Annotated in this window: 22 protein-coding genes; 7 read left to right on the forward strand and 15 right to left on the reverse strand. The window is 64.9% G+C overall.

Features of this window, described 5'->3' with window-relative positions; all coding sequences use genetic code 11:
• Nucleotides 1–9 precede the first annotated feature (9 nt).
• From ACVI1L_RS25740 to ACVI1L_RS25765, 6 genes are all read right to left on the reverse strand, one after another.
• Entirely contained in the window at nucleotides 10–1,458 is a 1,449-nt protein-coding gene (locus ACVI1L_RS25740; RefSeq protein WP_057015242.1) for a hydrogenase 4 subunit F, read from the reverse strand.
• On the reverse strand, nucleotides 1,455–2,117 hold the full coding sequence (locus ACVI1L_RS25745; protein WP_016843065.1) for a hydrogenase-4 component E: 663 nt from the start codon (nucleotides 2,115–2,117) through the stop codon (nucleotides 1,455–1,457). The genes ACVI1L_RS25740 and ACVI1L_RS25745 overlap by 4 nt, the downstream gene beginning before the upstream one ends.
• Nucleotides 2,117–3,073: a respiratory chain complex I subunit 1 family protein gene (locus ACVI1L_RS25750; RefSeq protein ID WP_229192883.1), complete on the reverse strand. Its 957-nt coding sequence runs from the start codon at nucleotides 3,071–3,073 to the stop codon at nucleotides 2,117–2,119. Before ACVI1L_RS25750 ends, ACVI1L_RS25745 begins: the two co-directional genes overlap by 1 nt.
• On the reverse strand, nucleotides 3,064–5,079 hold the full coding sequence (hyfB, locus tag ACVI1L_RS25755) for a hydrogenase 4 subunit B (protein WP_456784205.1): 2,016 nt from the start codon (nucleotides 5,077–5,079) through the stop codon (nucleotides 3,064–3,066). Before hyfB ends, ACVI1L_RS25750 begins: the two co-directional genes overlap by 10 nt.
• Nucleotides 5,076–5,348 (reverse strand): helix-turn-helix domain-containing protein, encoded by a 273-nt coding sequence (locus ACVI1L_RS25760; RefSeq protein ID WP_253603054.1) that lies wholly within the window; start codon nucleotides 5,346–5,348, stop codon nucleotides 5,076–5,078. The genes hyfB and ACVI1L_RS25760 overlap by 4 nt, the downstream gene beginning before the upstream one ends.
• A 165-nt stretch (nucleotides 5,349–5,513) precedes the next feature.
• Entirely contained in the window at nucleotides 5,514–6,413 is a 900-nt protein-coding gene (locus ACVI1L_RS25765; protein ID WP_233475682.1) for a CHAD domain-containing protein, read from the reverse strand.
• Nucleotides 6,414–6,723: 310 nt separating this feature from the next.
• Between ACVI1L_RS25765 and ACVI1L_RS25770 the strand changes: the two genes are divergently transcribed.
• The 3 genes from ACVI1L_RS25770 to ACVI1L_RS25780 all read left to right on the forward strand — a co-directional run bounded on the left by ACVI1L_RS25770 (nucleotide 6,724) and on the right by ACVI1L_RS25780 (nucleotide 8,984).
• The gene (locus tag ACVI1L_RS25770) at nucleotides 6,724–7,149 is read left to right on the forward strand and encodes a MarR family winged helix-turn-helix transcriptional regulator (protein ID WP_168857975.1); all 426 of its coding nucleotides are present in this window, start codon (nucleotides 6,724–6,726) and stop codon (nucleotides 7,147–7,149) included.
• Nucleotides 7,150–7,235: 86 nt separating this feature from the next.
• Nucleotides 7,236–8,003 carry an enoyl-CoA hydratase-related protein gene (locus tag ACVI1L_RS25775; RefSeq protein WP_456784206.1) on the forward strand — a complete coding sequence of 256 codons (768 nt, stop codon included), beginning with the start codon at nucleotides 7,236–7,238 and terminating at the stop codon, nucleotides 8,001–8,003.
• Between the two features lie 111 nt (nucleotides 8,004–8,114).
• Complete coding sequence (locus ACVI1L_RS25780) at nucleotides 8,115–8,984, forward strand: aldose 1-epimerase family protein (protein WP_316398473.1); 870 nt, start codon at nucleotides 8,115–8,117, stop codon at nucleotides 8,982–8,984.
• A 12-nt stretch (nucleotides 8,985–8,996) separates the two neighbouring features.
• Here the strand turns inward: ACVI1L_RS25780 and ACVI1L_RS25785 are convergent, their stop codons facing one another.
• The 4 genes from ACVI1L_RS25785 to ACVI1L_RS25800 all read right to left on the reverse strand — a co-directional run bounded on the left by ACVI1L_RS25785 (nucleotide 8,997) and on the right by ACVI1L_RS25800 (nucleotide 13,219).
• Nucleotides 8,997–9,200: a hypothetical protein gene (locus tag ACVI1L_RS25785; protein ID WP_456784207.1), complete on the reverse strand. Its 204-nt coding sequence runs from the start codon at nucleotides 9,198–9,200 to the stop codon at nucleotides 8,997–8,999.
• Between the two features lie 78 nt (nucleotides 9,201–9,278).
• Nucleotides 9,279–10,280 carry a tryptophan--tRNA ligase gene (trpS, locus tag ACVI1L_RS25790; protein ID WP_456784208.1) on the reverse strand — a complete coding sequence of 334 codons (1,002 nt, stop codon included), beginning with the start codon at nucleotides 10,278–10,280 and terminating at the stop codon, nucleotides 9,279–9,281.
• A gap of 226 nt (nucleotides 10,281–10,506) precedes the next feature.
• On the reverse strand, nucleotides 10,507–11,355 hold the full coding sequence (locus tag ACVI1L_RS25795; RefSeq protein ID WP_057015250.1) for an Npun_R2479 family HD domain-containing metalloprotein: 849 nt from the start codon (nucleotides 11,353–11,355) through the stop codon (nucleotides 10,507–10,509).
• A gap of 1,129 nt (nucleotides 11,356–12,484) precedes the next feature.
• Nucleotides 12,485–13,219 carry an SDR family NAD(P)-dependent oxidoreductase gene (locus tag ACVI1L_RS25800; RefSeq protein ID WP_168857967.1) on the reverse strand — a complete coding sequence of 245 codons (735 nt, stop codon included), beginning with the start codon at nucleotides 13,217–13,219 and terminating at the stop codon, nucleotides 12,485–12,487.
• A gap of 196 nt (nucleotides 13,220–13,415) precedes the next feature.
• Here ACVI1L_RS25800 and ACVI1L_RS25805 point away from each other — a divergent pair, with 196 nt between their 5' ends.
• From ACVI1L_RS25805 to ACVI1L_RS25815, 3 genes are all read left to right on the forward strand, one after another.
• Nucleotides 13,416–13,829, forward strand: coding sequence for a DUF3830 family protein (locus ACVI1L_RS25805; RefSeq protein ID WP_016843084.1), 414 nt, complete (start codon nucleotides 13,416–13,418; stop codon nucleotides 13,827–13,829).
• A gap of 1 nt (nucleotide 13,830) precedes the next feature.
• Nucleotides 13,831–14,769, forward strand: a complete 939-nt coding sequence (puuE, locus tag ACVI1L_RS25810) for an allantoinase PuuE (RefSeq protein WP_456784209.1) — start codon at nucleotides 13,831–13,833, stop codon at nucleotides 14,767–14,769.
• A gap of 203 nt (nucleotides 14,770–14,972) precedes the next feature.
• On the forward strand, nucleotides 14,973–16,061 hold the full coding sequence (locus ACVI1L_RS25815; RefSeq protein WP_456784210.1) for a mechanosensitive ion channel family protein: 1,089 nt from the start codon (nucleotides 14,973–14,975) through the stop codon (nucleotides 16,059–16,061).
• A 13-nt stretch (nucleotides 16,062–16,074) separates the two neighbouring features.
• Here ACVI1L_RS25815 and ACVI1L_RS25820 read toward each other — a convergent pair whose 3' ends face one another.
• The 5 genes from ACVI1L_RS25820 to ACVI1L_RS25840 are packed head-to-tail and all read right to left on the reverse strand — an operon-like array spanning nucleotide 16,075 to nucleotide 21,450.
• A complete protein-coding gene (locus ACVI1L_RS25820) occupies nucleotides 16,075–17,607 on the reverse strand; it encodes an ABC transporter ATP-binding protein (RefSeq protein WP_456784211.1) in 1,533 nt (510 codons plus the stop codon).
• Nucleotides 17,604–18,287: a biuret amidohydrolase gene (biuH, locus tag ACVI1L_RS25825; RefSeq protein WP_057015253.1), complete on the reverse strand. Its 684-nt coding sequence runs from the start codon at nucleotides 18,285–18,287 to the stop codon at nucleotides 17,604–17,606. Before biuH ends, ACVI1L_RS25820 begins: the two co-directional genes overlap by 4 nt.
• 19 nt (nucleotides 18,288–18,306) lie before the next feature.
• On the reverse strand, nucleotides 18,307–19,233 hold the full coding sequence (locus ACVI1L_RS25830; protein ID WP_456784212.1) for an ABC transporter permease: 927 nt from the start codon (nucleotides 19,231–19,233) through the stop codon (nucleotides 18,307–18,309).
• Between the two features lies 1 nt (nucleotide 19,234).
• Nucleotides 19,235–20,344: an ABC transporter permease gene (locus ACVI1L_RS25835; RefSeq protein WP_057015254.1), complete on the reverse strand. Its 1,110-nt coding sequence runs from the start codon at nucleotides 20,342–20,344 to the stop codon at nucleotides 19,235–19,237.
• Complete coding sequence (locus ACVI1L_RS25840) at nucleotides 20,341–21,450, reverse strand: BMP family ABC transporter substrate-binding protein (RefSeq protein WP_310881794.1); 1,110 nt, start codon at nucleotides 21,448–21,450, stop codon at nucleotides 20,341–20,343. Before ACVI1L_RS25840 ends, ACVI1L_RS25835 begins: the two co-directional genes overlap by 4 nt.
• Before the next feature lie 373 nt (nucleotides 21,451–21,823).
• Between ACVI1L_RS25840 and ACVI1L_RS25845 the strand changes: the two genes are divergently transcribed.
• Nucleotides 21,824–23,095 (forward strand): allantoate amidohydrolase, encoded by a 1,272-nt coding sequence (locus ACVI1L_RS25845; RefSeq protein WP_456784213.1) that lies wholly within the window; start codon nucleotides 21,824–21,826, stop codon nucleotides 23,093–23,095.
• Nucleotides 23,096–23,102: the final 7 nt, after the last annotated feature.

Below are 23,102 nucleotides of genomic sequence, written 5' to 3' on the forward strand. Positions count from 1 at the left end.
TCCCTCGCGCTAACCCAGCAGGTTGGCGACGTGCTGGAACCAGACGACCAGCGGTCCCGGAAGGTAGATGCCCGCAGTCAGCACCAGTGCGAAATGTGCGAACATCGGCAAATAGGACGCATCCGCCGGCGCGGCATTGCCGCGCGGCTCGCCGAACGCAAGGCTGGTCAGGCGCAGGATCAGCGCGCCGAAGGCGAGCAGCAGGCCGAACACCAGCGGGATGGCGAGCAGCGGCTGGCGCGCGAAGGTGGAGCTGACGATGAGAAATTCGCTCATGAAGATACCGAGCGGCGGCAGGCCGGCGATCGCGACCACGCCGATCACGAGACTCCAGCCGAGTGCCGGATGCGACTCGGTCAGGCCGCGAATGTTGGCGATCCGCTGCGTGCCCTTCACCTGCGCAATGTGGCCGACCGCGTAGAAGATTCCCGACTTGGTGAGGCTGTGCATCACCATGTGCAGCAGGCCGGCAAAGTTGGCGAGCGGGCCACCCATGCCGAACGCAAACACGATGATGCCCATATGCTCGATCGAAGAGTAGGCGAACAGCCGCTTGATGTCGCGGCGGCGGTAAAGCATGAAGGCCGCGAACAACAGCGAAGTCAGCCCCATCGTCACCATCAGCGGGCCCGGCGATATCGCATCCGGATTGGCGGCGAGCAGGATCTTGAAGCGGAGCACCGCGTAGAGCGCGACGTTGAGCAGCAGGCCGGAGAGCACGGCGGAAATCGGGGTCGGGCCCTCGGCATGCGCATCCGGAAGCCAGGCGTGCAGCGGCGCCAGGCCGACCTTGGTGCCGTATCCGAGCAGCAGGAAGATGAAGGCCACGTTGAGCAATGCCGGGTCGAACGTCGCCGCACGGTTGATCAACACCGTCCACACCATGGCATCCTGACCCTCGCCGACCACCGGCAGCGCGGCCATGTACACCAGGATCGTGCCGAACAGCGCCAGCGCGATGCCGACGCTGCCGAGGATGAAATACTTCCAGGCCGCTTCCAGCGCCGCATGGGTCCGGTAGATGCCGACCATCAGCACGGTGGTGAGCGTCGCGACCTCGACCGCGACCCAGATCAGGCCGATATTGTTCGACACGAATGCGAGGTTCATGCCGAACATCATCACCTGATACATGGCATGGTAGAATCGCAGATAGCCCGGCGTCAGCCGTCCGGTTTCGAGCTCATGGGCGATATAGCTTGCGCTGAACACGCTCGTGGTGAATCCCACGAAGGTGTTGAGCACGATGAAGACGATGTTGAGATCGTCGATCAGCAGGTACTGGCCGGGTTGCGGGCGCTCGACCACGAGCAGCGAAAGCGCGGCCAGCAAGGTGCCGAGACTGGCCAGGACATTGAGGCCCGCGGTCAGCCGGTAACCGGGCAGCGCGGCCAGCACCGCCGCGGCGGTGATCGGTATCAACAGGACCCAGGTGACGGCATCCGACGCGGCAGTCATCGGCGCTCCCCCCTGAATTCATCGAGCGCGCCGACGTCGACGGTGTCGAACCGCTCGCGAATGCGGAACAAAAACACGCCGATCACGATGAATGCGATCAGGATCGAGAAGGCGACGCTGATCTCCACGACGAGCGGCATGCCCTTGGCGCCGGTCGCGGCCAGCACCAGGCCGTTTTCCAGCGACATGAAGCCGACGACCTGGCTGACGGCGTTGCGCCGCGTCACCATGACGAGCAATCCCAGCAGCACCACCGACAGTGCGAAGGCAAGGTCTTCCCGCGCCAGCGGATCGGCCGCGCCGGTCACGCGCAGCATCAGCACCATGGACAGGGCGACGAGCCCCATGCCCGCAAGCATGGTCGGACCGATGCTCACGGCGGTCTCGATATCGCGATGAATGCCGAGCTGCTTGATGATCCGATGCAACGCCACCGGGATGACGATCGCCTTGAAGACCAGTGCGATCGCCGCGGTCACGTAGAGATGCGGCGCATTCTGGATGAAGGCCTGCCAGGCGACGGAAGCTGCGAGCACCACGGCATGAAGTGCGAAGATGTTCAGCAGCGCATACAGGCGATCCTGGTACAGCATCATGAAGCTGATCAGCACGAGCCCGCCGGCGAGCAGATGGGCGATGTCGAAGGCGAGGTTGTGCATCAGAAGCCCCGTGACACGAACCGAAGCAGCGTGCCGAGCAGGCCGAGCATCAGCGCCGCGCCGAGGAATTCGGGGACGCGGAACACCCGCATCTTGGCCGTCGCGGTCTCGAACACGGCAAGGAGGAAGCTCGCGACCGCAAGCTTGAGGATGTAGACGGCGACGCTGACGAGATAGGACAGCGGCCCCGCGCCTTCGGTGGTGATCTGCCACGGGAAGAACACGCAGATGATCAGGGAGATGTAGAGCAGCAGCTTGAGGAAGGCGCCGAACTCGATCATGGCGAGGTGACGTCCGGAATATTCGAGGATCATCGCCTCGTGCACCATGGTCAGCTCCAGATGCGTCGCCGGGTTGTCGACCGGGATGCGCGCGTTTTCGGCGAGCGCCACCATGATGAGGGCGATCATCGCCATGCCGAGAGAGACGCGCAGTCCGACTTCCGACGACGCCATGAAGGTCGCGACCGTCGACAGCTGCGTCGAGCCGGCAATCAGCGCGACGCAGAACACCATCAACAGCATGGCCGGCTCGGCGAGGGCGGCAATCATCACCTCGCGGCTGGAGCCGATGCCGCCGAAGCTGGTGCCGACGTCCATGCCGGCAAGCGCGAGGAAGAAGCGCGCGCTGCCGAGCAGGGCGACGATCGCGATCAGGTCGGCGCTCCAGTTGAATTGGAGGCCGGTCGCGAATGTCGGGACCAGCGCCGCCGCGACCCAGATGGCCGCGAACGTCACATAGGGCGTGACACGGAACAGCCAGGACGCGTTTTCGGCGAGCACGACCTCCTTGCGCAGCAGCCGCAGCAGGTCGCGGTAGGGCTGGACGATCGACGGTCCTTTTCGCCGCAACAGCCGCGCCTTGATCTTGCGCACGACGCCGGTCAGGAGCGGCGCGAGCAGCAGCACGAGCGCCATCTGGCCGAGCTGAACGAGGATGTCCGAGATCACGACCATATCGCGAGCGCCAGCAGCAATGTGACGAGGGTTGCGAACACCAGGCTGAGGTAGCGGCGGATGGTCAGGAACTGGAGCTGGTTCAGCCGATCGGCGAAGACCCACACGAGTTCAGTCACGGGTGTGTAGAGCCGCTCCCAGACCAGGTCGTGCATATCGACCCTGAGGCGGGCCGGCCGCAGTTCGCCCGGCGAGGGCATGTCGACATGCTCGCGGGCTTGGAAAACCAGCGTGCCGAACACGCGGCGGATCGGCTGCACAAAGCTCACGCCGGAATACTGCGTCGCCGGTGTCGGGTCGGAGAAGCCGCAACCCCAGGCCGGTCCGCGCCGGATCGCGCGCGACGCAAAGCGATGGATAAAGTACACCGCGAGCGACGCCGCGGCAGTGATGAAAGCAAAGACGAGCAATCCGTTGTAGGAACTGCGGCTCTCCTCGATCGGCACGATCGAGAGCCAGGGATCGTCCGCCTGAAGCGGCATCCGGTGGCCGATCACGGTCTGCGCGACCGGCGAAAGCGCGTCGATCACCAGGCCGGGCAAAATGCCGGCGAGGAAGCAGAGCACGGCAAGGCTGAACATCGCGGCGAGCGAATAGCGATCGACTTCGCCGGCGGCTTCCGCGGCCGGGCTCCGCGCGCGGCCGAGGAACGTGATGCCGAAGGCCTTGACGAAGCATGCGGCGGCGAGCGCCGCGGCCAGCGCCAGCAAGGCGCCGACCGCGGGCACCATGATCTTCAGCAGCCATTGCGGCAGGTTGGGGCTCTGCAGGACGGCCTGAAACATCAACCATTCCGACACGAACCCGTTGAACGGCGGCAGCGCCGAGATCGCGACGCAGCCGACCAGAAAGACGAAGCTCGTGAGCGGCATGCGGTGGATCAGGCCGCCCAGCTTCTCCATGTCGCGTTCGCCGGTCGACGTCAGCACCGCGCCGGCCCCGAAGAACAACAGGCTCTTGAAGAACGAATGGTTCAGCACGTGGAACAATGCGGCCGTGAAGGCGAGGGCCGCCGCGAGGCCGAGGCCGTTCGCCTGAAATGCCAGCGCAAGGCCGAGGCTTGCGAAGATGACGCCGATGTTCTCGATCGTGCTGTAGGCGAGCAGGCGCTTGAGATCCTTCTCCATCAGCGCGTAGAGGATCCCCATGACGGCGGTGGCGCCGCCGAGGATGAGAACCGCGACACCCGCCGACCAGCTTGGCGGCCCGAGCAGATCGAACACGACCCGGATGAATCCGTAGATCGCGACCTTCGTCATCACGCCGCTCATCAGCGCCGAGACATGGCTCGGCGCGGCGGGATGAGCCAGCGGCAGCCACACGTGCAACGGGATCAGGCCGGCTTTCGACCCGGCGCCGAGCAACATCAGCGCGAGCACCAGTGCGGCTTCGGACGGGGTGTGCTGAGCAGCGCGGATGGACGCGAAGCTGTAGCTGCCGCCCGCTCCCGCCAGCAGGCCGAAGGCAAGCAACAGAGCCTGCGTTCCGAAGCTTGCCATCACGAGATAGACGTAGCCTGCGCGGGCATTATCCGCGTCACGGTGATGCGCCATGACGAGCGCCCACGAGGCGAGCGACATGAATTCCCAGCACAAGAGGTAGGTGAACGCATCGTCGGCGAGCACGACGAGATTCATGCCGGCCAGGAACGCCGGGAAAAAGGGAAGGATGCGCTGCGGCGCGGATTCGTGGCTGCCGTAGCCGAGGCCATAAAGACTTGCGGCCGCACCGCCGAGATTGACCACGACGAGAAAGAATGCGGCGAGCGCATCGAGGCGGAAATGCGATCCCAGCCAGGGCAACCCGATCGGCAGAGCCAGTTCCGTCGCGCTGGTACGGGAGATGAGCGAAATCATGGCCCCGGCCAGCGCGATCAGCGAAATCGCGAAAGTCGCGCCGTAGACGATGGCTGTCGATTGGCGCGATCTGCTGGTTGCAATCGCGAGAGCGGTCGTTCCTAGCAGGGCGGCTACACACCAGATCTGCTGAGTGACCGCCGGGATCATGTCCGCACCTTCGGTGAGCCTGATCCGGCCTTCAATCGCACCCCGCGGCCGCCGCCACTGCTGACGGCGCCCTCATTGATGACCTCGACGCCGGCTGTGCCGAGCGCGTCGATCAGTTTCACGAGCGAGTCGACGTTGCCGCGAATGGTTCCTTCGCTCGCCTCCATCCGCTGGATGGTTGGCACCGAAAGTCCGGACAGTTCGGCGAGCTGCCGTTGGTCGATGCCGAGCAAGGCTCTGGCCGCTCGTAGCTGCGCCGCGGTGATCATCGATTGATGGCCGTCGATCTGAGACTCGCGTCTATTTGAATGTTATTTATGCACATCAAGTAATGATGGCACAAGGGCAATAAGTGATGTTTTATACATCATTCCTAGGCGCAGTCCTCAGCGCGAGCGGTATCCGCGCGCCGACGGAGTTGCGCTGACGCGCGTTCAGTCGGAGATTTTTCGATAGACCGCCGCGGCGTGGCGCAGCAGCCGGCTCTTGCGCTTTCGTTCGTGCACGCGCTGGTGCTTGGCCTTGCGCTCGTGGGCGCGTTGCGCGGGTGCATCGACGCTCTCGAGCAGCCCGCGACGCACCTCGTCATCGTTCAATTCGCCGAGCAATTGCTGTCCCTTGCGCAGATGCTTCAGGATGATCCGCCATGACGCGTATTCGTCGGGGGGCAAGCCGCCCTCCGAGAACTCGATCGCGTAACGCAGCCGCTTGCTGGCGAGACGGACGCGGTGGCGCTTGTTCTTGCCCATGCCTTGCAGCCCGCGGCTCTTCTGGCACAGCTTGCCATGCCATCGCGCTAGCCGCCGCGCGTGAAACACCGCGACCGGCACGGCTCGCCGCTGCGCGGCGCGGGGGTCCTGCCGCGTGGTCCAGGGTCCGCTGCCGACCCAGTCCCACATGCCGTCGAACCATCGCCAGTATCGATCGCTTTGCAACGCCTCCTTGAGCGCCTCGAACGCGTCGGTTCGCGCCGTCTGGAGCATGCCTTCTTCAGGCAGGCCCTTGCTGTTCTCGATCGCGACGTCGAGGTCGCGCGTGGCGCCGAGATGGGCGCTCAGCCATCTCAACTCGGATTTCAGTCGCGTCCATTCGGTGTCCGCCACCATCGGCCCATAGAAGGCGATCGCCGCCTTCAGCCGCGTCAGCGCGATACGGGTCTGGTGCAGCGCGGCGGAATCGCCGGAACTTATGGCCTCGTGATTGGTGGCGACTTCCTCGAGGCATTCGGACAGGATCAGGCGAAACGCGGTCTCACAGCGCATGGCTTCGCTTAGATGGCGCGGCCGCTTTGGGCGGACAACACGCTCCTTGGCCGGACTTGCCGCTAACGTCATGACACTCTCGTGACCCCGCCGGTGCCGCAACGCAACCGGGCGGCTTTCGGGTGGGAAGATTTCCCGTTTGATCGATGTCGATCAAGGATTTTCTGCTGGGCCGCAGTGCGACGATCCAGCGACAGGATCAAAATGTCGCAATCAACCCGTCGGCGGGAGCTCATTCCAGTCGATATGCAGGCCGGGCTTTTGAGGGAACACCATGGTTTCGAGCACGCCGCAAAACCAGCCAGCGGACTTCGCTGCAGCACCAGATATTTCGTGCACGAAGTATCTTGATATTTCGCGTGCGAAATATATAACGGACGGCATGAAAGCGGAACACCGGCTGATCTTTCTTCTGACCGTGGCCTATCGCCGGTTGCAACGCGCCATCGAGCAGGAGACGGCCACGCACGATCTGACGTCGGCCCAGGCCGGCGTGCTGTTCTTTCTCGGGCGCAATGACGGCGCGCTGATCGGCGACGTCTCGCAGGCGCTCGACATCGTGCCGTCGGCGATGAGCGGGCTCGCCGACCGGATGGAACGTGCAGGCCTCGTGAAGCGCCGCCGCGATGGCGAGGACGGCCGCAGCCAGCGGCTCCATCTGACCGCGGCGGGGCAGGAGTTCGGCAAACGCGCCGCGACGCGGACCAGGGCGATCAATAACCGTCTGATGGACGGGTTCTCGGACGCGGAGATCGACGTGGTGTCGCGCTGGCTGACCAGCCTGCAAGACAAGTTTCCGAAGGACTAAGACAGCTAGAGCGTTTTCAAGCGAAGTGGCTATCGGTTCGCGTGAAGAAGACGCGTCAAGCAAGAAGCGAGCAACAGGAGTGAAGCATGAGTGAAGTGGTCGTAGCGCTGGACGGCGGTGTCCTCACCATGACGATGGCGCGCCCGGACAAGAAGAACGCGATCACCAACGCGATGTATGGCGCGATGGCCGATGCGCTCGAGCGCGCGGAGGGCGATTCCGCGATCCGCGCCGTGCTGCTGCAGGGCGACGGCGACAGCTTTACCGCCGGCAACGATCTCGCCGACTTCGCGGCGGTGTCGCGCGGCGTGCAGGGCGAGCGCCACGTGACGCGCTTCCTCGCCGGACTTGCCAAGGCGACGCGGCCGCTGGTTGCCGCCGTGCAGGGCAATGCGGTCGGCATCGGCACCACTATGCTGCTGCATTGCGACCTCGTCTACCTCGCGCCGACTGCGCGGCTGATCACGCCGTTCGTCAATCTGGCGCTGGTGCCGGAGGCGGCCTCGACCTATCTGCTGCCGCAGCGCATCGGCTATGCGCGGGCCTATGCGATGTTCGCGCTCGGCGAACCGGTCGAGGCGGAGACGGCGGTCTCGATCGGCCTCGCCAACGCGGTTGTGCCGCTCGCGGACCTGCGCGCCAAGGCACGCGCGGCGGCGGACGCGCTGGCGAAGCGGCCGTTCGGCTCGCTCCAGCACACCAAGGCGCTGATGCGCGACCCCGCCAGGATCAGCGCGCAAATGGCGCGCGAGGGCGAGATCTTCCAGGAGCGACTGATGAGTGCGGAAGCACGCGAGGCCTTTGCCGCCTTTGCCGAGCGTCGCCAGCCCGATTTCTCCAAGATTACCGGTTAGGCCCGGAGCGTGGGCCGCCACGCGTGGGCGGCGCTATTGCTTTGGGGTTGACGGCCTCGCCGGCTTCGAACATCTCCTGTCGGGGCATAGCGCAACCCGGCGAGGCGAGGCATGAGCGACAGTCACACGCTGCGCGGCGAAGGAATCGCCGCGACCATTTCGGCGCAGGGCGCCGAATTGTCGTCGCTCAGAAATGCCGACGGGACCGAACTGTTGTGGCAGGCCGGCCCGCAATGGCCGCGCCATGCCCCCATCCTGTTCCCGATCGTCGGCCGCTTGAAGAACGATACGCTGCGCCACAACGGCAAGACCTATCCGATGACGCAGCACGGCTTCGCGCGGGATCGCCGCTTTGCCTGGGTGGAGCAGGGGCCCCGATCCTGCAAGCTTGCGCTCACCGACGATACGGAGACGCGTGCGCGCTATCCCTTCGCGTTCAGGCTCGAGGTCACCTATACCGTTGATGGCGCCGATCTCGATGTCGCCTTCGACATCGTCAACACCGGCGCCGAGACGCTGTCGGCCTCTCTCGGCGGTCATCCTGCCTTCAACTGGCCGCTGCTTCCGGGATTGGCAAAGGAGGCGTACGCGTTGACCTTCGCGAAGGATGAGCCGGCGCCGATCCGGCGGCTGACGGAGGGACTGATGCGGCCGCAAGCCGAGCCGAGTCCGATCAAGGGCAGCGTGCTGGCGTTGTCGGAGCAGTTGTTCGACGACGACGCCATGATCCTCGATCAGGTCGCGAGCGCATCGGTCCGCTTTGCTGCTGCGCAGGGGCCTGCGATCGAGGTGTCGTGGCGCGGCTTTCGCGAACTTGGCATCTGGTCGAAGGTCGGCGGCGCGCCGTTCCTCTGCATCGAGCCGTGGCACGGTTTCGCCAGCCCGGTCGCATACGATGGCGAACTCGCCGGCAAGCCCGGCTTGATGCACATCGCGCCGGGCGCGCGGCAGTCACTGGGCTATCGCATCCGCGTGAGCTGACGAAAGAACAGGTCAATGGGTGCGGGGGCTGAGTGCACTGGTGATCGCGCCGACCGATGGCGGGTTCTCGTTCGCCCAGGCCTCATGTGCGGCCAGGTCGCGGTAATGCTCGGCCATGCGTAGCAGCCGCTCGCGGATGCCGGCGTCTTCCTCGCCCTTGGCCTGATCGGCCAATTGCGCGGCGCGTTCGAGAAGCGTTTTCGGATCGATCGACAAGCTCCAAATCCGGTTTTCGCCAAGCGGACAACTGCTACAGGCAAGCACAGTTCCTGCCATGGTTTGATGACGGCGCATTCAGAGCTGGAACACGCCGAGTCCCGCCATCACATCGCGCTTGGTGCGCTCGGTGATCTCCCGGGCTTTCGAGGTTCCGCGCCTGATCACGTCAGCGACATGGTCGCGATCGCCCGCCAGCTCGGCGCGCCGGGCCCGGATCGGCGCGATCAGGGCTTGCAGGATGTCCTCCAGCCGCCGCTTGACGGCTGCGTCGCCGAGACCGCCGCGCCGATAGCGTGCCTTCAATTCCTCGACGGCGTGGTGATCGTCGTCGAACGCGTCGAGATAGCTGAAGACGACATTGCCCTCGACCTTGCCGGGGTCGCCGACGCGCAGATGATCGGGATCGGTGAACATCGCGCGCACCGCGGCCGTGATGGCACCGGGCGAGGCCGAGAGCGCAATCGCATTGCCGGCGGATTTGCTCATCTTCGCGCGCCCGTCGACGCCTGGCAGCCGTCCCGCGCGCGGTATGACGGCCACCGCCTCCTGCAGGAGCGCACGACCGGCGAGCGCGTTGACACGCCTGATGATCTCGTTGGTCTGCTCGATCAGGGGAGCCTGGTCCTCGCCGACCGGCACGACGGTCGCCCGAAACGCGGTGATATCGGCGGCCTGCGCCACCGGGTAGCACAGGAAGCCCGCCGGGATGTCGCGTCCGAATCCGCGGGCGCGGATCTCGTCCTTGATGGTGGGATTGCGCTCCAGCCGCGCGACGGTGACGAGGTTGAGATAGAGCATCGACAATTCCGCGAGCGCCGGAAGCTGCGACTGCAGGCAGATCGAGGTCCGTTCGGGATCGATTCCGACGGCGAGATAATCCAGTGCGACCTCGATGACGTTGCCGCGGACCTTGCCGATGTCGTGCGCGTTGTCGGTCAGCGCCTGCATGTCGGCGAGCAGCAGGTATTGCTCATGGCTGTCCTGAAACGCGAGACGGCTTCTGAGCGAGCCGACGTAATGGCCGAGATGCAGCGGCCCGGTGGTGCGGTCGCCGGTGAGGATGATCGGTTTGGTCACGGCTTATCTCCATTCGTTTGAATGGGGACACCGCATGCGGGCTGGATGAGGTGAAAGAAAAAGGCCGCCCAATGCGGCGGCCCCGAAATGCATGAACGCGTTCGGCCCGCCTGTCAGTCGGCGAGCCACCAGAGATTGGCGATCAGGATCGAGCGGTTCATGGCGTGAGGCGTAAGGCAATCGAACGAGCCGGTCAAGACGGCATAGCCAGTTATTCTTCCACCCGCTATGCTCGAGTAATCGCTCCCCTGTGCTCCTCCGAGAACACGTGCGCGTAAAGGTTGGCGATCCATTGCTTACCTTCCTGCGTGACCCGCAGATATCGAAGTGCGTCGCCGATATAGGGGCAGACGGCCTTCCAGAAGAAAGCAGGATACGCTGCACGTAGATCATCGGGAGTCTGATATCCGAGTTTCTCGCTTGCGCCAGTCTCCTGAAATTCGGCAAACAAGGCTGACGTCTTCCGCAAATAGTCAATGTCGGCCAATTGGCCGATCAAATCCGCGGCACGAAGCAGGCCGGGATAATCCGCCGTACTGGTATGCTCCTCTTCCCCCGGTACCGGAAAGCGCGTGTGCTCGATGTTCGCCTCGATTTCCTTTGTGTCGATGGAGGTCAAGCTCACCTTGCCGAAACGCTCGCGGACAAAGAGCTTGGATCGTGTCACATGATAGGGGGTCAAGGATGCGTCCGTGGCTCCAGCAGATATCCGGACGCGATCACCATTTTCGTTACAAACATAAAGTCCGTCCCGGTCGCCTCGACATACCCCGCGTACATAGCCGATGTCGTGGCATAAGAGCGAAATCATGAAATGGAGCCAGTCGCGCGGCCTGACGCCGCCTTCGCTCGTATGCTTGCCGAGTAAAATGTTCTGTCCGACCAACGTCACCATGATGGTGTGGTTCATGTCGTGGTAGGCCGCATCGCTATTGGCAATATTCTCCAACGCGAGGCGCCCAACGAAACCGATGATGTCCGGATAGGCGGGCTCGAGGATTCCGTAGATTTGGCCGTATGTACCCTTAAGCTGATCGACAAACGCTTGGATGACAATTTGAGTTGGGTTGAACATGATCGCCTCCAATGCGCGGATGCTATGCCGGTTTGGGTATTTCGTCACCGGGTTGTTGGTCCCGCGAATTGGGCCGGAGCCTGGTGGCCCGGAGGCCTGTCGAGCCCTGGTTTTGAGGGTTACCGGGATGAGGCAAGGCTGAACCACCGCTGATGGCCCATCGCGATCAATGCACCCGACCGCCAAACGGTCCGCTGCGAGGTGCATACCGGATCTTGCCGAGACCGGGGCCAAACGGTCGCGATTGGACCCGAAGCGGGCAGTGGGGCCAGAACGAGGGTGGACCGAAGCGCGCATGTATCCGCCCATGGCTCCCAACTTCCGTCAATTTTTGATCGCCATGTCAGATGTGGAAATTCTTGCCGAAGCGTGGCGATAGGAGTCACGCGATCAATGCTTTCATTCCAAGTGATTTGCAGGACGAGTAATGAAGAACGCAACACTGTTGGCCCTTGGTTTGTTGGCGGCGGGAGTTTGGTCACAAGACAGCGCGAGATGTCAGACCTCGCTTTCCCCTCCGCTTTCGCTTGCGCCGCCGCCGCCGGATGAGGGATCGGCATCTCCGGGCGCAACCAACAGCGTCTGGCCGCCGACGGCGACCGCTAAGAGATCGGTACCGCCCCGGGCCGCTGAAGATTCTTTGCCACGCTCCACTGCCCCGCGATCTGCCACTGTCGAACACACGCCGGTAGAGTCAGGCAGCGCTTCGCCAGCACAAGTGATCGACAGGTCGCCGCCGTCGGCTGGACCGGTCCCCGATTACGATGGTTTTAGCGTCGGCATCGACGACGACACGTCAAGCCGGACGACGCGACCCGTCAGGTCACACCGGGCAAAGCAGCCCAAGCTCGATCAAGAGGCGGATCACGTCTCTCGGCAGCAATCGGTCGATCCCGGGGACGATGACAAACTAAAGGGCAAGCTTACGATTTGCCGCGGCTGCAAGTAGCAGGTGCCACTCCGGGCGGACATTTGAATTGGCCTGTCATTTTGCGGCACTCTTCTGCGGCGCGTGAGTCCGGAGTTGGCCCACCGCGACATATTCCGATGCTGCACAAAATGACCGCTATAAGGACAAAGCGGACGTAAGCTTCATCGCATGATGCCGCTGGGCTTATGGGTACGTGCCCTAGTTGAACGCCATGCCGCCGCTCATCGCGATGGTCTGTCCGGTCATGTAGGGATTGTTGACCAGCAGCATCACGGCCTGTGCCACCTCTTCCGCTGTGCCGAAGCGGCCGACCGGGATCCGGCTGACGAGCTCGCTCTGTCCCTTCATCATGTCGGTCTCGATCAGCGACGGCGCCACGGCGTTGACGGTGATGCCTTCCTTGACAAGGCGTGCGGCATAGCCGCGGGTCATCCCCTCCATCGCCGCCTTGGATGCGTTGTAGTGCGGCCCGATCGAGCCGGCGCCGCGCGCCGCGCCGGAGGAGATGTTGACGATGCGGCCCCATTTCCGGGTGCGCATCATCGGCAGCACCGCCTGTGTGCAGAGAAACGCCGATTTGAGATTGACCGTGATGGTGCGGTCGAAATCCTCTTCGGTGAGGTCGTCGACACCCCTGACGATCGCGATGCCGGCATTGTTGACGAGGATGTCGACCGGGCCGAGCTCGGATTTGGCGCGCTCGACCAGCGCGGTGACGGCGGCAGCTTCCGAGACGTCGGCGGCGATCGCGACGGCGCGGCCGCCGGCGGCAATGATGCCCTTCGCTAGCGTCTCCGCCTCGGCCGAGCGCTCGCGATAATTGATGGCGACGGCTGCGCCGGCATCCGCCAGCATCTTGACGATCGCCGCGCCGATGCCGCGCGATCCGCCGGTCACCAGCGCCACATGTCCGTGCAGACTGCTTGTTGTCATCAAGGTCACCCTGTTCGACGTACCCTCGCAGGCTCGCAAACGGGAAGGCGCGGCGCAATGCAACTCTGCTCAAATCTGCGTTGGAGGCCGCCGCGCGGCGAAAAACCGGCTTCCGGGGCCGGAATCGGCCTTGCGTCCGGCCCGGGCCGGCGGCAATGGTTGGGACATCACTTCTTAGCCCACCCACGAGAGATCGATGAGCAAACTGATTGTCCGCGCCGGCGAGTTCACCTTTGACGCCCGTTTCGAGGAGCAGCTGGCGCCGAAGACGGTCGCCGCGTTCCGCAAGGCGATGCCGTTCGAGAGCCAGGCGATCCACGTGCGCTGGAGCGGCGAGGGCGTCTGGATGCCGCTCGGCGATCTCGACTTCGGCGTGTCCTACGAGAACCACACCAGCTATCCGGCGCCGGGCCAGATCATCCTCTATCCGGGCGGCATCAGCGAGACCGAGATCCTGCTCGCCTATGGCGGCGTGCACTTCGCCAGCAAGATGGGCCAGCTCGCCGGCAATCACTTCATCACGCTGACCTCGGGGCTGGAGAACCTCACCGCGTTCGGCAAGACCGTGTTGTGGAAGGGCGCGCAGAACATCCGCTTCGAGGAAATCTGATGTGACCGAGGCCCGCTATCCGCGCGATCTCCGCGGCTACGGCCGCAATCCGCCCGATCCGAAATGGCCCGACGCGGCGCGCATCGCCGTGCAATTCGTGGTCAATTTCGAGGAGGGCGGGGAGAACAACATCCTGCACGGTGATCGCGCCTCGGAAGCGTTTCTGTCCGACGTGCTCGGCGCGCAGCCCTGGGTCGGCCGGCGGCACGCCAATATCGAGACGATGTTCGAATATGGCGCGCGCGCCGGCTTCTGGCGGCTGTGGCGGATATTCACCGAGCGGAAGCTGCCGGCCACGGTGTTCGGCGTCGCGATGGCGCTGAAGCGCAATCCGGACGTCGTCGCCGCGATGCAGGAGGCGGGCTGGGACATCGCGAGCCACAGCCTGCGCTGGGTCGAGCACAAGGACATGTCGGAGGACGAGGAGCGCGAGGAGATCGCCCGCGCCATTGCCGTGCATGCCGAGGCGACCGGCGCGCGGCCGCTCGGCTGGTACACCGGCCGCTCCTCGATCAACACGCTGCGGCTTCTAATGGAGGCGGGCGGCCTGCGCTATCTCTGCGATTCCTATGCCGACGATCTGCCGTACTGGATCAAGGCAGCCGGCACCGAGCCGCATCTCGTGATCCCCTATACGCTCGATGCCAACGACATGCGCTTCATCAACGCGCAGGGCTTCGGCGGCGGCGAGGAGTTCTACACCTACCTGAAGGACAGTTTCGACGTGCTCTATGCCGAGGGCGCAACCTCACCGAAGATGATGTCGATCGGTCTGCATTGCCGCGTCGTCGGGCGTCCCGGCCGCGCCGCGGCGCTGATGCGCTTTTTCGACTATATCCAGAAGCACGAGCACGTCTGGGCGCCGACCCGGCTTCAGATCGCCGAGCATTGGCACGCCAATATGAAGCATCTCGCCGCGGAAGCGTTTGAGATCGGCTAGCGCCGGTGCCACTCCAGCCGAATTGACGCAACATCCTGCGCATTCGAATTGCATCGGGTGAATTGCTGCGTTGCACAGACGTCAGAAGCGATCCCGGATTCCACGCGTTAGCAGCCTGCAATGCGGGAGCAGGCGGTTTCATGCAAGACGTCCAGGAGATCGTAACCGGATTGGAACACACATTTCGCTGGGTTCCGGATTAGGTGGTCGGCCTCGTCCTGATCACGGCTGCGATCGCCGTTGCGCTCGTCGTTCACTCCATCGCGCAACGCATCGTCCATCGCATGGTGGGACCAAAGAATTCCGTCGCGCCGATGCTGCTTGACCGGACAGCCGGTCCGTCACGGCTGGCGCTGTGTCTTGCCGCCGTCGCGCTGGTGTTGCCATTGGCGCCGCTCAACGATCTGCTGCGGCTGACACTCAGCCATTTCTTCGGCGTCGCCGTCATCGCGCTGATCGGCTGGATCTCGATCCGCGCCGTCGACATGGCGTCGGCTAGATATCTCGATAAATTTCGCCTCGACGTTGCCGAGAATTTCCTGGCACGCAAGCACGTCACCCAGGTGCGCGTCTTCAAGCGGGTCACCGACACGCTGATCGTCATCATCGCGGTCTCCACCGCGCTGATGACGTTCGACTCGGTCAGGCAATACGGCGTCAGCCTGTTCGCCTCCGCCGGCGCCGCCGGCCTGATCGTCGGTCTTGCCGCAAGGCCGTTGCTGAGCAATCTGATCGCCGGCGTGCAGATCGCCGTCACCCAGCCGATCCGGATCGAGGACGCGGTCATCATCGAAAACGAATGGGGCTGGGTCGAGGATATCGCCTCAACCTATGTCGTGATCCGGCTGTGGGACTGGCGGCGCATGGTGGTACCGCTGTCCTATTTCATCGAGCGCCCGTTCCAGAACTGGACGCGCGACGCGCAATCCCTGATCGGTGCGATTGCGCTGCATGTTGATTATAGCGCCGACGTGCCGGCGATCCGCAAAAGGCTGGAGCAGGCGGCGAAGGAGTCGCGGCTCTGGGACGGCGCGGTGGTCAATCTGCAGGTGATCGACACCCACCCGCGCACCATCGAGCTGCGCGCGCTGATCAGTGCACGGAATGCACCGCAATCCTGGGACCTGCGTTGCGAGATCCGCGAGAAGCTGCTGGCGTTCATCCGTGACGAGATGCCAGACGCGCTGCCGCGCGATCGGGCGATCCTGGCGCCCGCGGTCGATGATTTCGGCCGGGCGTTCCTGCGCGGAGCGCCGGCACGGCAGCGCGCGGCGGCGCCGGCGCGCAGCTGATCCGTGATCCGCTCTAGTGCCCTGCCATGTGCCGGCCGATCTCGGTGAGATCGGCCTCGCTGGCGCGGGCCTCATGCACGAACGCGCCGTGGAACATCACGACCAGCCGGTCCGACAGCTCCAGCAGCTCGTCGAGGTCCTCGCTGACCAACAGCACCGCCGCGCCCCGGTTGCGGGCGGCCATGATCTCGGCGTGGATCTGCGCCACCGCCGCGAAGTCGAGCCCGAAGCAGGGATTGGCGGCGATCAGCACCTCGACGTCGCCCGAAAGCTCGCGCGCCAGCACCGTGCGCTGCACATTGCCGCCCGACAGCGCCGCGATCGGCGTCTCCGGCGTGCGGGTCTTGATCTTGTAGCGGTTGATCTTGCGCTCGGCGTCGTTGCGGAAGGCGGCACGGTTCAGCCACCAGCCGCCGCGCGCGAACGGGGCGCGATCGAACTCGCGGAATGCGATGTTGTCGGCGACGCTCATGCCGCCGACGCAGGCGTTCTTCAGCGGCTCTTCCGGCAACAGCGACATCCTGTGGCGCCGCATCTCCGCGCGGCTCGCCGCATAGGTCTCGCCCTGGACGCGGATCACGCCGCTCTCGGCCTCGCGCTGGCCGGCCAGGACCTCCACGAGCTGGCGCTGGCCGTTGCCGGAGACGCCGGCGATGCCGACGATCTCGCCGCTTTTCACGGTCAGCGATACGCCGTGCACGGCAATCGCGCCGGCATCGTCAAGCGCGGTGAGCTTGTCGAGCTCGAGCCGGGCCGCTCCGGTCTCGCCGGTGCGCGGCGGTTGTACCGTCAGCTGTTCGGCGCCGATCATGGTGCGGGCCATCTCGTCCGGCGTCAGCTCGGCGACCCGGCCGCTGCCGGCAAGCTTGCCGCGACGCAGGATGGTCACCTCGTCGGCAAAGGCCATCACCTCGCGGAACTTGTGCGTGATCATCAGGATGGTGAGCTCGCCCGCGACCACCATCGCGCGCAGCATGCCGAGCACCTCGTCGGCTTCGTCCGGCGTCAGCACCGAGGTCGGCTCGTCCAGGATCAGGAAGCGGCGCTTCAGGTACAGCTGCTTGAGGATCTCGCATTTCTGCCGTTCGCCGGCGGAGATGTCGGAGACCTTTGCATCGAGCGGCACCTTGAACGGCATCCGCGCCAGGAAGGCCTCCAGCTCCTTCTTCTCCTTGCGCCAGTCGACCACGGCAGGCACGTCGTCGCGCGCCAGCACCAAATTCTCGGCGACCGTCATCGCCGGCACTAGTGTAAAGTGCTGGTAGACCATGCCGAGCCCGAGCGCATGCGCGTCCTTCGGATTGGCAATGGCCTGCTGGCGGCCGCCGACGAGGATGTCGCCTTCGGTGGCGTGGTAATAGCCCATGATGCATTTGACGAGCGTGCTCTTGCCCGCGCCATTCTCACCGAGCAGCGCGTGGAACGAGCCGGGACGCACCTTGAGCTCGACATTGTCGAGCGCTGTAAAATCGCCGAACCGCATCGTCATGGCGATGGCGTCGACGCCGAACGCGCCTGATGGTGCGGGCGGCTCGCCGATGATCACGACAGCGCCCCGATCAGGTCGGCGGATTTGGTCACCGCGCCGAACACGCCGCCCTGCATCTTGATCATCTTCAGCGCGTGGTCGTGATTGCCCTTGTCGGTCGCGCCGCAACAGTCCTCGACCAGCACGCATTCGAAGCCGCGATCGTTGGCCTCGCGCATCGTGGTGTGAACGCAGACATCGGTGGTGATGCCGGTCAGCACGATGTTCTCGATGCCGCGCAGCCGCAGCATCAGTTCGAGGTCGGTGGCGCAGAACGAGCCTTTTCCGGGCTTGTCGATAACAGGTTCGCCCGGCAGCGGCGCGAGGTCGGGAATGATCTCCCAGCCGGGTTCGCCGCGCACCAGGATGCGGCCGCAGGGGCCGGGGTCGCCGATGCCGGCGCCGATCTGGCGCGAGCGCCAGCGCTTGTTGGCGGGCAGGTCGGCGAGGTCGGGGCGGTGCCCCTCCCGCGTATGGATGATGTGAAAGCCCTGCGCGCGCATCACCGCGAGCAGCTTCCTGATCGGCTCGATCGGCGCCCGGGTCAGCGAGAGGTCGTAGCCCATCTTGTCGACATAGCCGCCGACGCCGCAGAAATCGGTCTGCATGTCGATGATGATGAGCGCGGTATTCTGCGGCCGCAGATCGCCATTGTAGGGCCAGGCGTAGGGCTCGGACTTGATGAAGCGCTCGGGCATGAAATGATCTTTCGAGATGCTATCGGGTGATGGACAATTCGGCGGGCGCGCCGGTCAGCGTGCGCTTCGGCGAGCAGGTGATGATCATGATCGCGAGCGTCAGGATGTAGGGCGCGGCGTTGAACAAATGATAGCCGGAGGTGATGCCGACCGATTGCAGCGCGGGCCCGAGTGCGGCCGCGCCGCCGAAGGCGAGCGAGGCCCACAGGCACAGCATCGGGTCCCAGCGCGCGAAGATCACCAGCGCCACCGCCGTGATGCCCTGTCCCGAGGAAAGGCCCTCGTTCCAGCTGCCGGGATAGAACAGCGACAGGAACGAGCCGCCGATGCCGGCGAGGAAACCGCCGACCATGGTGGCGCGCAACCGGATCAAGAGCACCGAATGGCCCATCGCGCGCGCCGCATCGGCGCTCTCGCCGGCGGTGCGGATCAAGAGGCCCCAGCGCGTGGTCCTGAAGGCCCAATAGAGCAGCGGCGCGATCGCGACGCCGATCAGGAACAGCACGTTGATGCGCAGCGCCGCGCGGACCTGCGGGATGTCGCTCCACCAGCCGAAATCGATCGCCGGCAGCCGGGCCGCCGTCGGCTCGATCAGCGGCTTGCCGAGGAAGAACGCGAGCCCCGTGCCGAGCAGCATGAGCGCGATGCCGACCGCGATGTCGTTGACGCGCGGCAGCGAGCAGATGCCGGCATGCAGCGCGCCGAACAACGCGCCGGTGACGCCGGCCGCGAGCACCCCGAGCCACGGCGAGCCCGACAGATAGGAGATGCCGTAGGCGCTCATCGCGCCCATCACCAGCGTGCCCTCGAGGCCGAGATTGATGCGGCCACTTCGCTCGGTGATGCACTCGCCGAGGCTGACGAACAGGAACGGCGTCGAGACGCGGATGGCGCCGCCGAACACGGCGAGCGGGACGGTCCAGAGGCCGAGCGATGCGTCCGCCATGTCAGGACTTTCCCTTCAGGAAGCCGATGCGCCCGTAGAGCGCGTCGCTGGCCAGCACGAACACGAAGATGATGCCTTGCAGCACCAGCACGGAGGCGTCGGGCAGGCCGAGCCGGCGTTGCAACAGGCCGCCGGAGGCCGAGATGCCGCCGAGCAGGATCGCCACCGGAATGATCGCCAGCGGATTCTGCCGCGCCAGGAACGCAACCAGGATGCCGGTGAAGCCGTAGCCCGCCGCGAGGTTGGCGTTGGTGCGGCCCTGCACGGCCGCGACCTCGATCATGCCGGCCAGCCCGGCACAGCTGCCGGCGAGGAAGCACACGGTCAGGATCAGTTTGCCGACACTGAGGCCGACGATCTTGGCGGCGCGGATGTTGCCTCCGGCGACGCGCGCGGCGAAGCCGAAGGTGGTGTGATAGATCAGGATGTAGGCGGCGATGGCGGCGACGAGGCCGAACACCAGGCCCCAATGCACGTCGGTGCCGGGAATGGTGCCGATCATGTTGGCGGCGCCGATCTCGCGCGTCGACGGCTTGTTGAGGCTCGCCGGATCGCGCATCGGCCCCTCGACCAGATGGTTCAGAATCGCAAGCGCGATATAGACCAGCAGCAGGCTCGAGATCGTCTCGTTGACCCCGCGATATTGCCGCAGGCCGCCCGACAGCGTGATCCAGAGGCCGCCGCCGATCATGCCCGCGATCACCATGGCGATCTGCACCACGATCGGCGCCGCGCCCTGCAGCGCCAGCGCCGCCGCGGTCGCCGACAGTGCGCCGATCAGAAGGGCGCCTTCGCCACCGATGATCACCATGCCGAGCTGTGCCGGCAGCGCCGTGCACAGCGCGGTCAGGATCAGCGGCGCGGCGCGGGTCAGCGTGTTCTGCCAGGAGAAGGCGGTGCCGAACGCGCCGTAATACATGTAGAAATACAGATCGAGCGGGTTCTTGCCGTAGAGCGCGACAAAGCCGCCGAACACCGCGAGCGCGCCGACCAGCGCCGCGGCCGGGATCAGGATGTATTCGATGCTCGCGCCGTGGCGCTGGAGGAATCCGGGATCGGCGGCCGGAGCGATTCCGGCCGCCTCCACCGATTCCGCCGTCTCGGTCGTCACGCGGTGGCTCCGATCACGCCCTCGACGAGATAGTCCATCTTCTCGAGTTCGGGATCCTGCTGGCCGCGATCGGTGCCGGAAGCGATCACCGTCTTGCCCTTGTTGTCGACGAGCGGGCCCTTGAAGATCGTAAACTCGCCGGACATGAACTTGGCCTTGACGTCGTCGGCGTGCTTGCGTGCCTCGGCGGACACCATCTCGCCATAGGGCGACACCTTGACGATCTCTTCCTTGAGGCCGCCGCGATAGAAGTTCGGGATCGCTTCGCCGGCGGTGATCATCTTGACGAATTTCGGATAGAGCGCCTCCCAATTCCACTCGGCGCCGGTGAGATAGGCCTTCGGCGCCAGCGGCGACTGGTTGACGTGATAGCCGCATACGAGAGCGCCGCGGCGCGCGGCGTTCTCGACCATCGTCTTCGGTCCGTCGACATGGCAGGTCAGCACGTCGACGCCCTGGTCGATCAGGCTGTTGGTAGCCTCGGCTTCCTTGACCGGCATCGACCAGTCGCCGGTGAAGATCACCTGGGTGGTCGCCTTCGGATTGGCGAGCCGGGCGCCGAGCGTGAACGCGTTGATGTTGCGCAGCACCTGCGGGATCGGCTTGGCGGCGACGAAGCCGAGCTTGCCGCTCTTGGTCGAATAGCCGGCCACGATGCCGGAGATGTATTGCGCCTCGTCGATATAGCCGAAATAGCTGCCGGCGTTCTTCGGGTCCTTGTCGGACCACAGGCCGCCGCAGTGCTCGAAGCGCAGTTTTGGAAACTTGCCTGCCATCTTGAGGACGTGCGGGTTGTAGTAGCCGAACGAGGTCGGGAACATGAGCGTGGCGCCGTCGAGATTGATCATGGACTCGATCGTCTTCTCGACCGCATCGGTCTCCGGCACCTTCTCTTCCTCGACGACCTTGATGCCGGGAAGCTTCTTCACCGCCGCGGCTCCTTGCGCGTGGGCCTGGTTGTAGCCGTAGTCGTCGCGCGACCCGACATAGATGAAGCCGATCGTGGTTTCCGCTGCCGCCGCGCCACGAATGCCAAGCGTGCCGCCGAGCGCCAGTGCGGCGCTGCCCTGCAATAAATGCCTTCTTGAAATCCTGCCAAAATCCATCGCCTGCTCCCTCCAGCGGGTCCGGCCCGCCTGTCCTTGTCGCAGCCGCCTGACGGCGGAGCTTGGGGGAAGTGTCGCAAGCTTCATGCCAGAGCATGTTTGGCAATCAGTTCTCAGTAAGTATTTGAATATACGTTGGAATGATGATTGGCCACGGAACGTTCGAAAGCCGATTGAGATCGATTTGCCTATTTTATGAGCGATCGATCGCTGTTGTATGCAATGCCGTTAAGCAGTCGCTAACCGCCGGACAGCCGGTGCGAGCCCGGTCGGGGACGGTGCACGAGGCGCCAATTGCCGGCTGGTGAATCGGATCGGGCCTGCTACGAGTGAAGCGGGCTCCGCCGGACGCGTTGGACTGATGGGAAACAGCATGAGCGAGACAAAACCGTCCTCGAAATCGTCTTCCCTTGGCGAAGAGATCGTGGCGCGGATCGATCAGCTCGCGACGATCTCCGAGACGCCGGAGCATCTGGCGCGAATCTTCCTTACCGACGAGCACCGCAAGGCTGCCGATCTCATCCTGTCCTGGATGCGCGAGGCCGGCATGAGCGCGCATCTCGACGCGATCGGCAATGTCTGCGGCCGCTACGAGGGCGAGCGGCCGGGGCTGCCGGCGCTGATGCTCGGCTCGCACTACGACACCGTGCGCGACGCCGGCAGATGGGATGGCCCGCTCGGCGTCATCACCGCAATCGCCTGCGTCGCCGATCTGAACCGGCGCGGCAGGCGGCTGCCGTTCGCGATCGAGATCGTGGGCTTTGCGGACGAGGAGGGCGTGCGCTTCGCCTCGACCCTGCTCGGCAGCCGCGCGGTCGCCGGCACCTTCGACGAGAGCGTGCTCAACACGCGCGATCGCGCCGGCACGTCGATGCGCGACGCGCTGATCCAGTTCGGGCTCGATCCCGATCACATCGGCAAGGCGGCGCGCGCCCGCCGCGAACTGCTCGGCTATGTCGAGCTGCACATCGAGCAGGGTCCCGTGCTGGAAGAGAAGGCGCTGCCGGTCGGCGTCGTCAGCGCGATTTCGGGCGCGACAAGGCTTGCCGCCAGTCTCACCGGCGTCGCCGGCCATGCCGGCACGGTGCCGATGAAGCTGCGGCGCGATGCGCTGGCGGGTGCTGCCGAATGCATCGTTGCGATCGAGCAGTTTTGCAGGTCCGACGAACAAGGCCTCGTCGGCACCGTCGGCTATGTCAACGCGATGCCGGGCGCCACCAATGTGATCCCGGGCAAGGTGTCCTTCACCATGGATATCCGCTCGCAGAACGACATGCATCGCAAGCGCGCCGTCGCCGACATCGTGCGGCAGATCGAGGCGATCGCAAAACGCCGCGACCTCGCCTTGCAGATCGACGTCACCCACGAGAACCGCAGCGTGCCCTGCGCGCCGTGGCTCAAGGCGCAGATCGCCGAGGCCGTCGCGGCCGAGGGCTATGCCGCGTTCGAGCTGCCGAGCGGGGCGGGGCATGACGGGATGGCGATGGTGGATGTCGCCGATATCGGCATGATCTTTCTGCGCTGCCGCGGCGGGATCAGCCACAATCCGGCCGAGCATGTCGAACTCGCCGATGCCGACATCGGCGCGCGGGTGCTGCTGCGCGTCGTCGAGAATTTTCGTCCGCACGTTGCAGTGAATAGCTAAAATTGCG

Source organism: Bradyrhizobium sp. USDA 4516 (assembly GCF_054055915.1).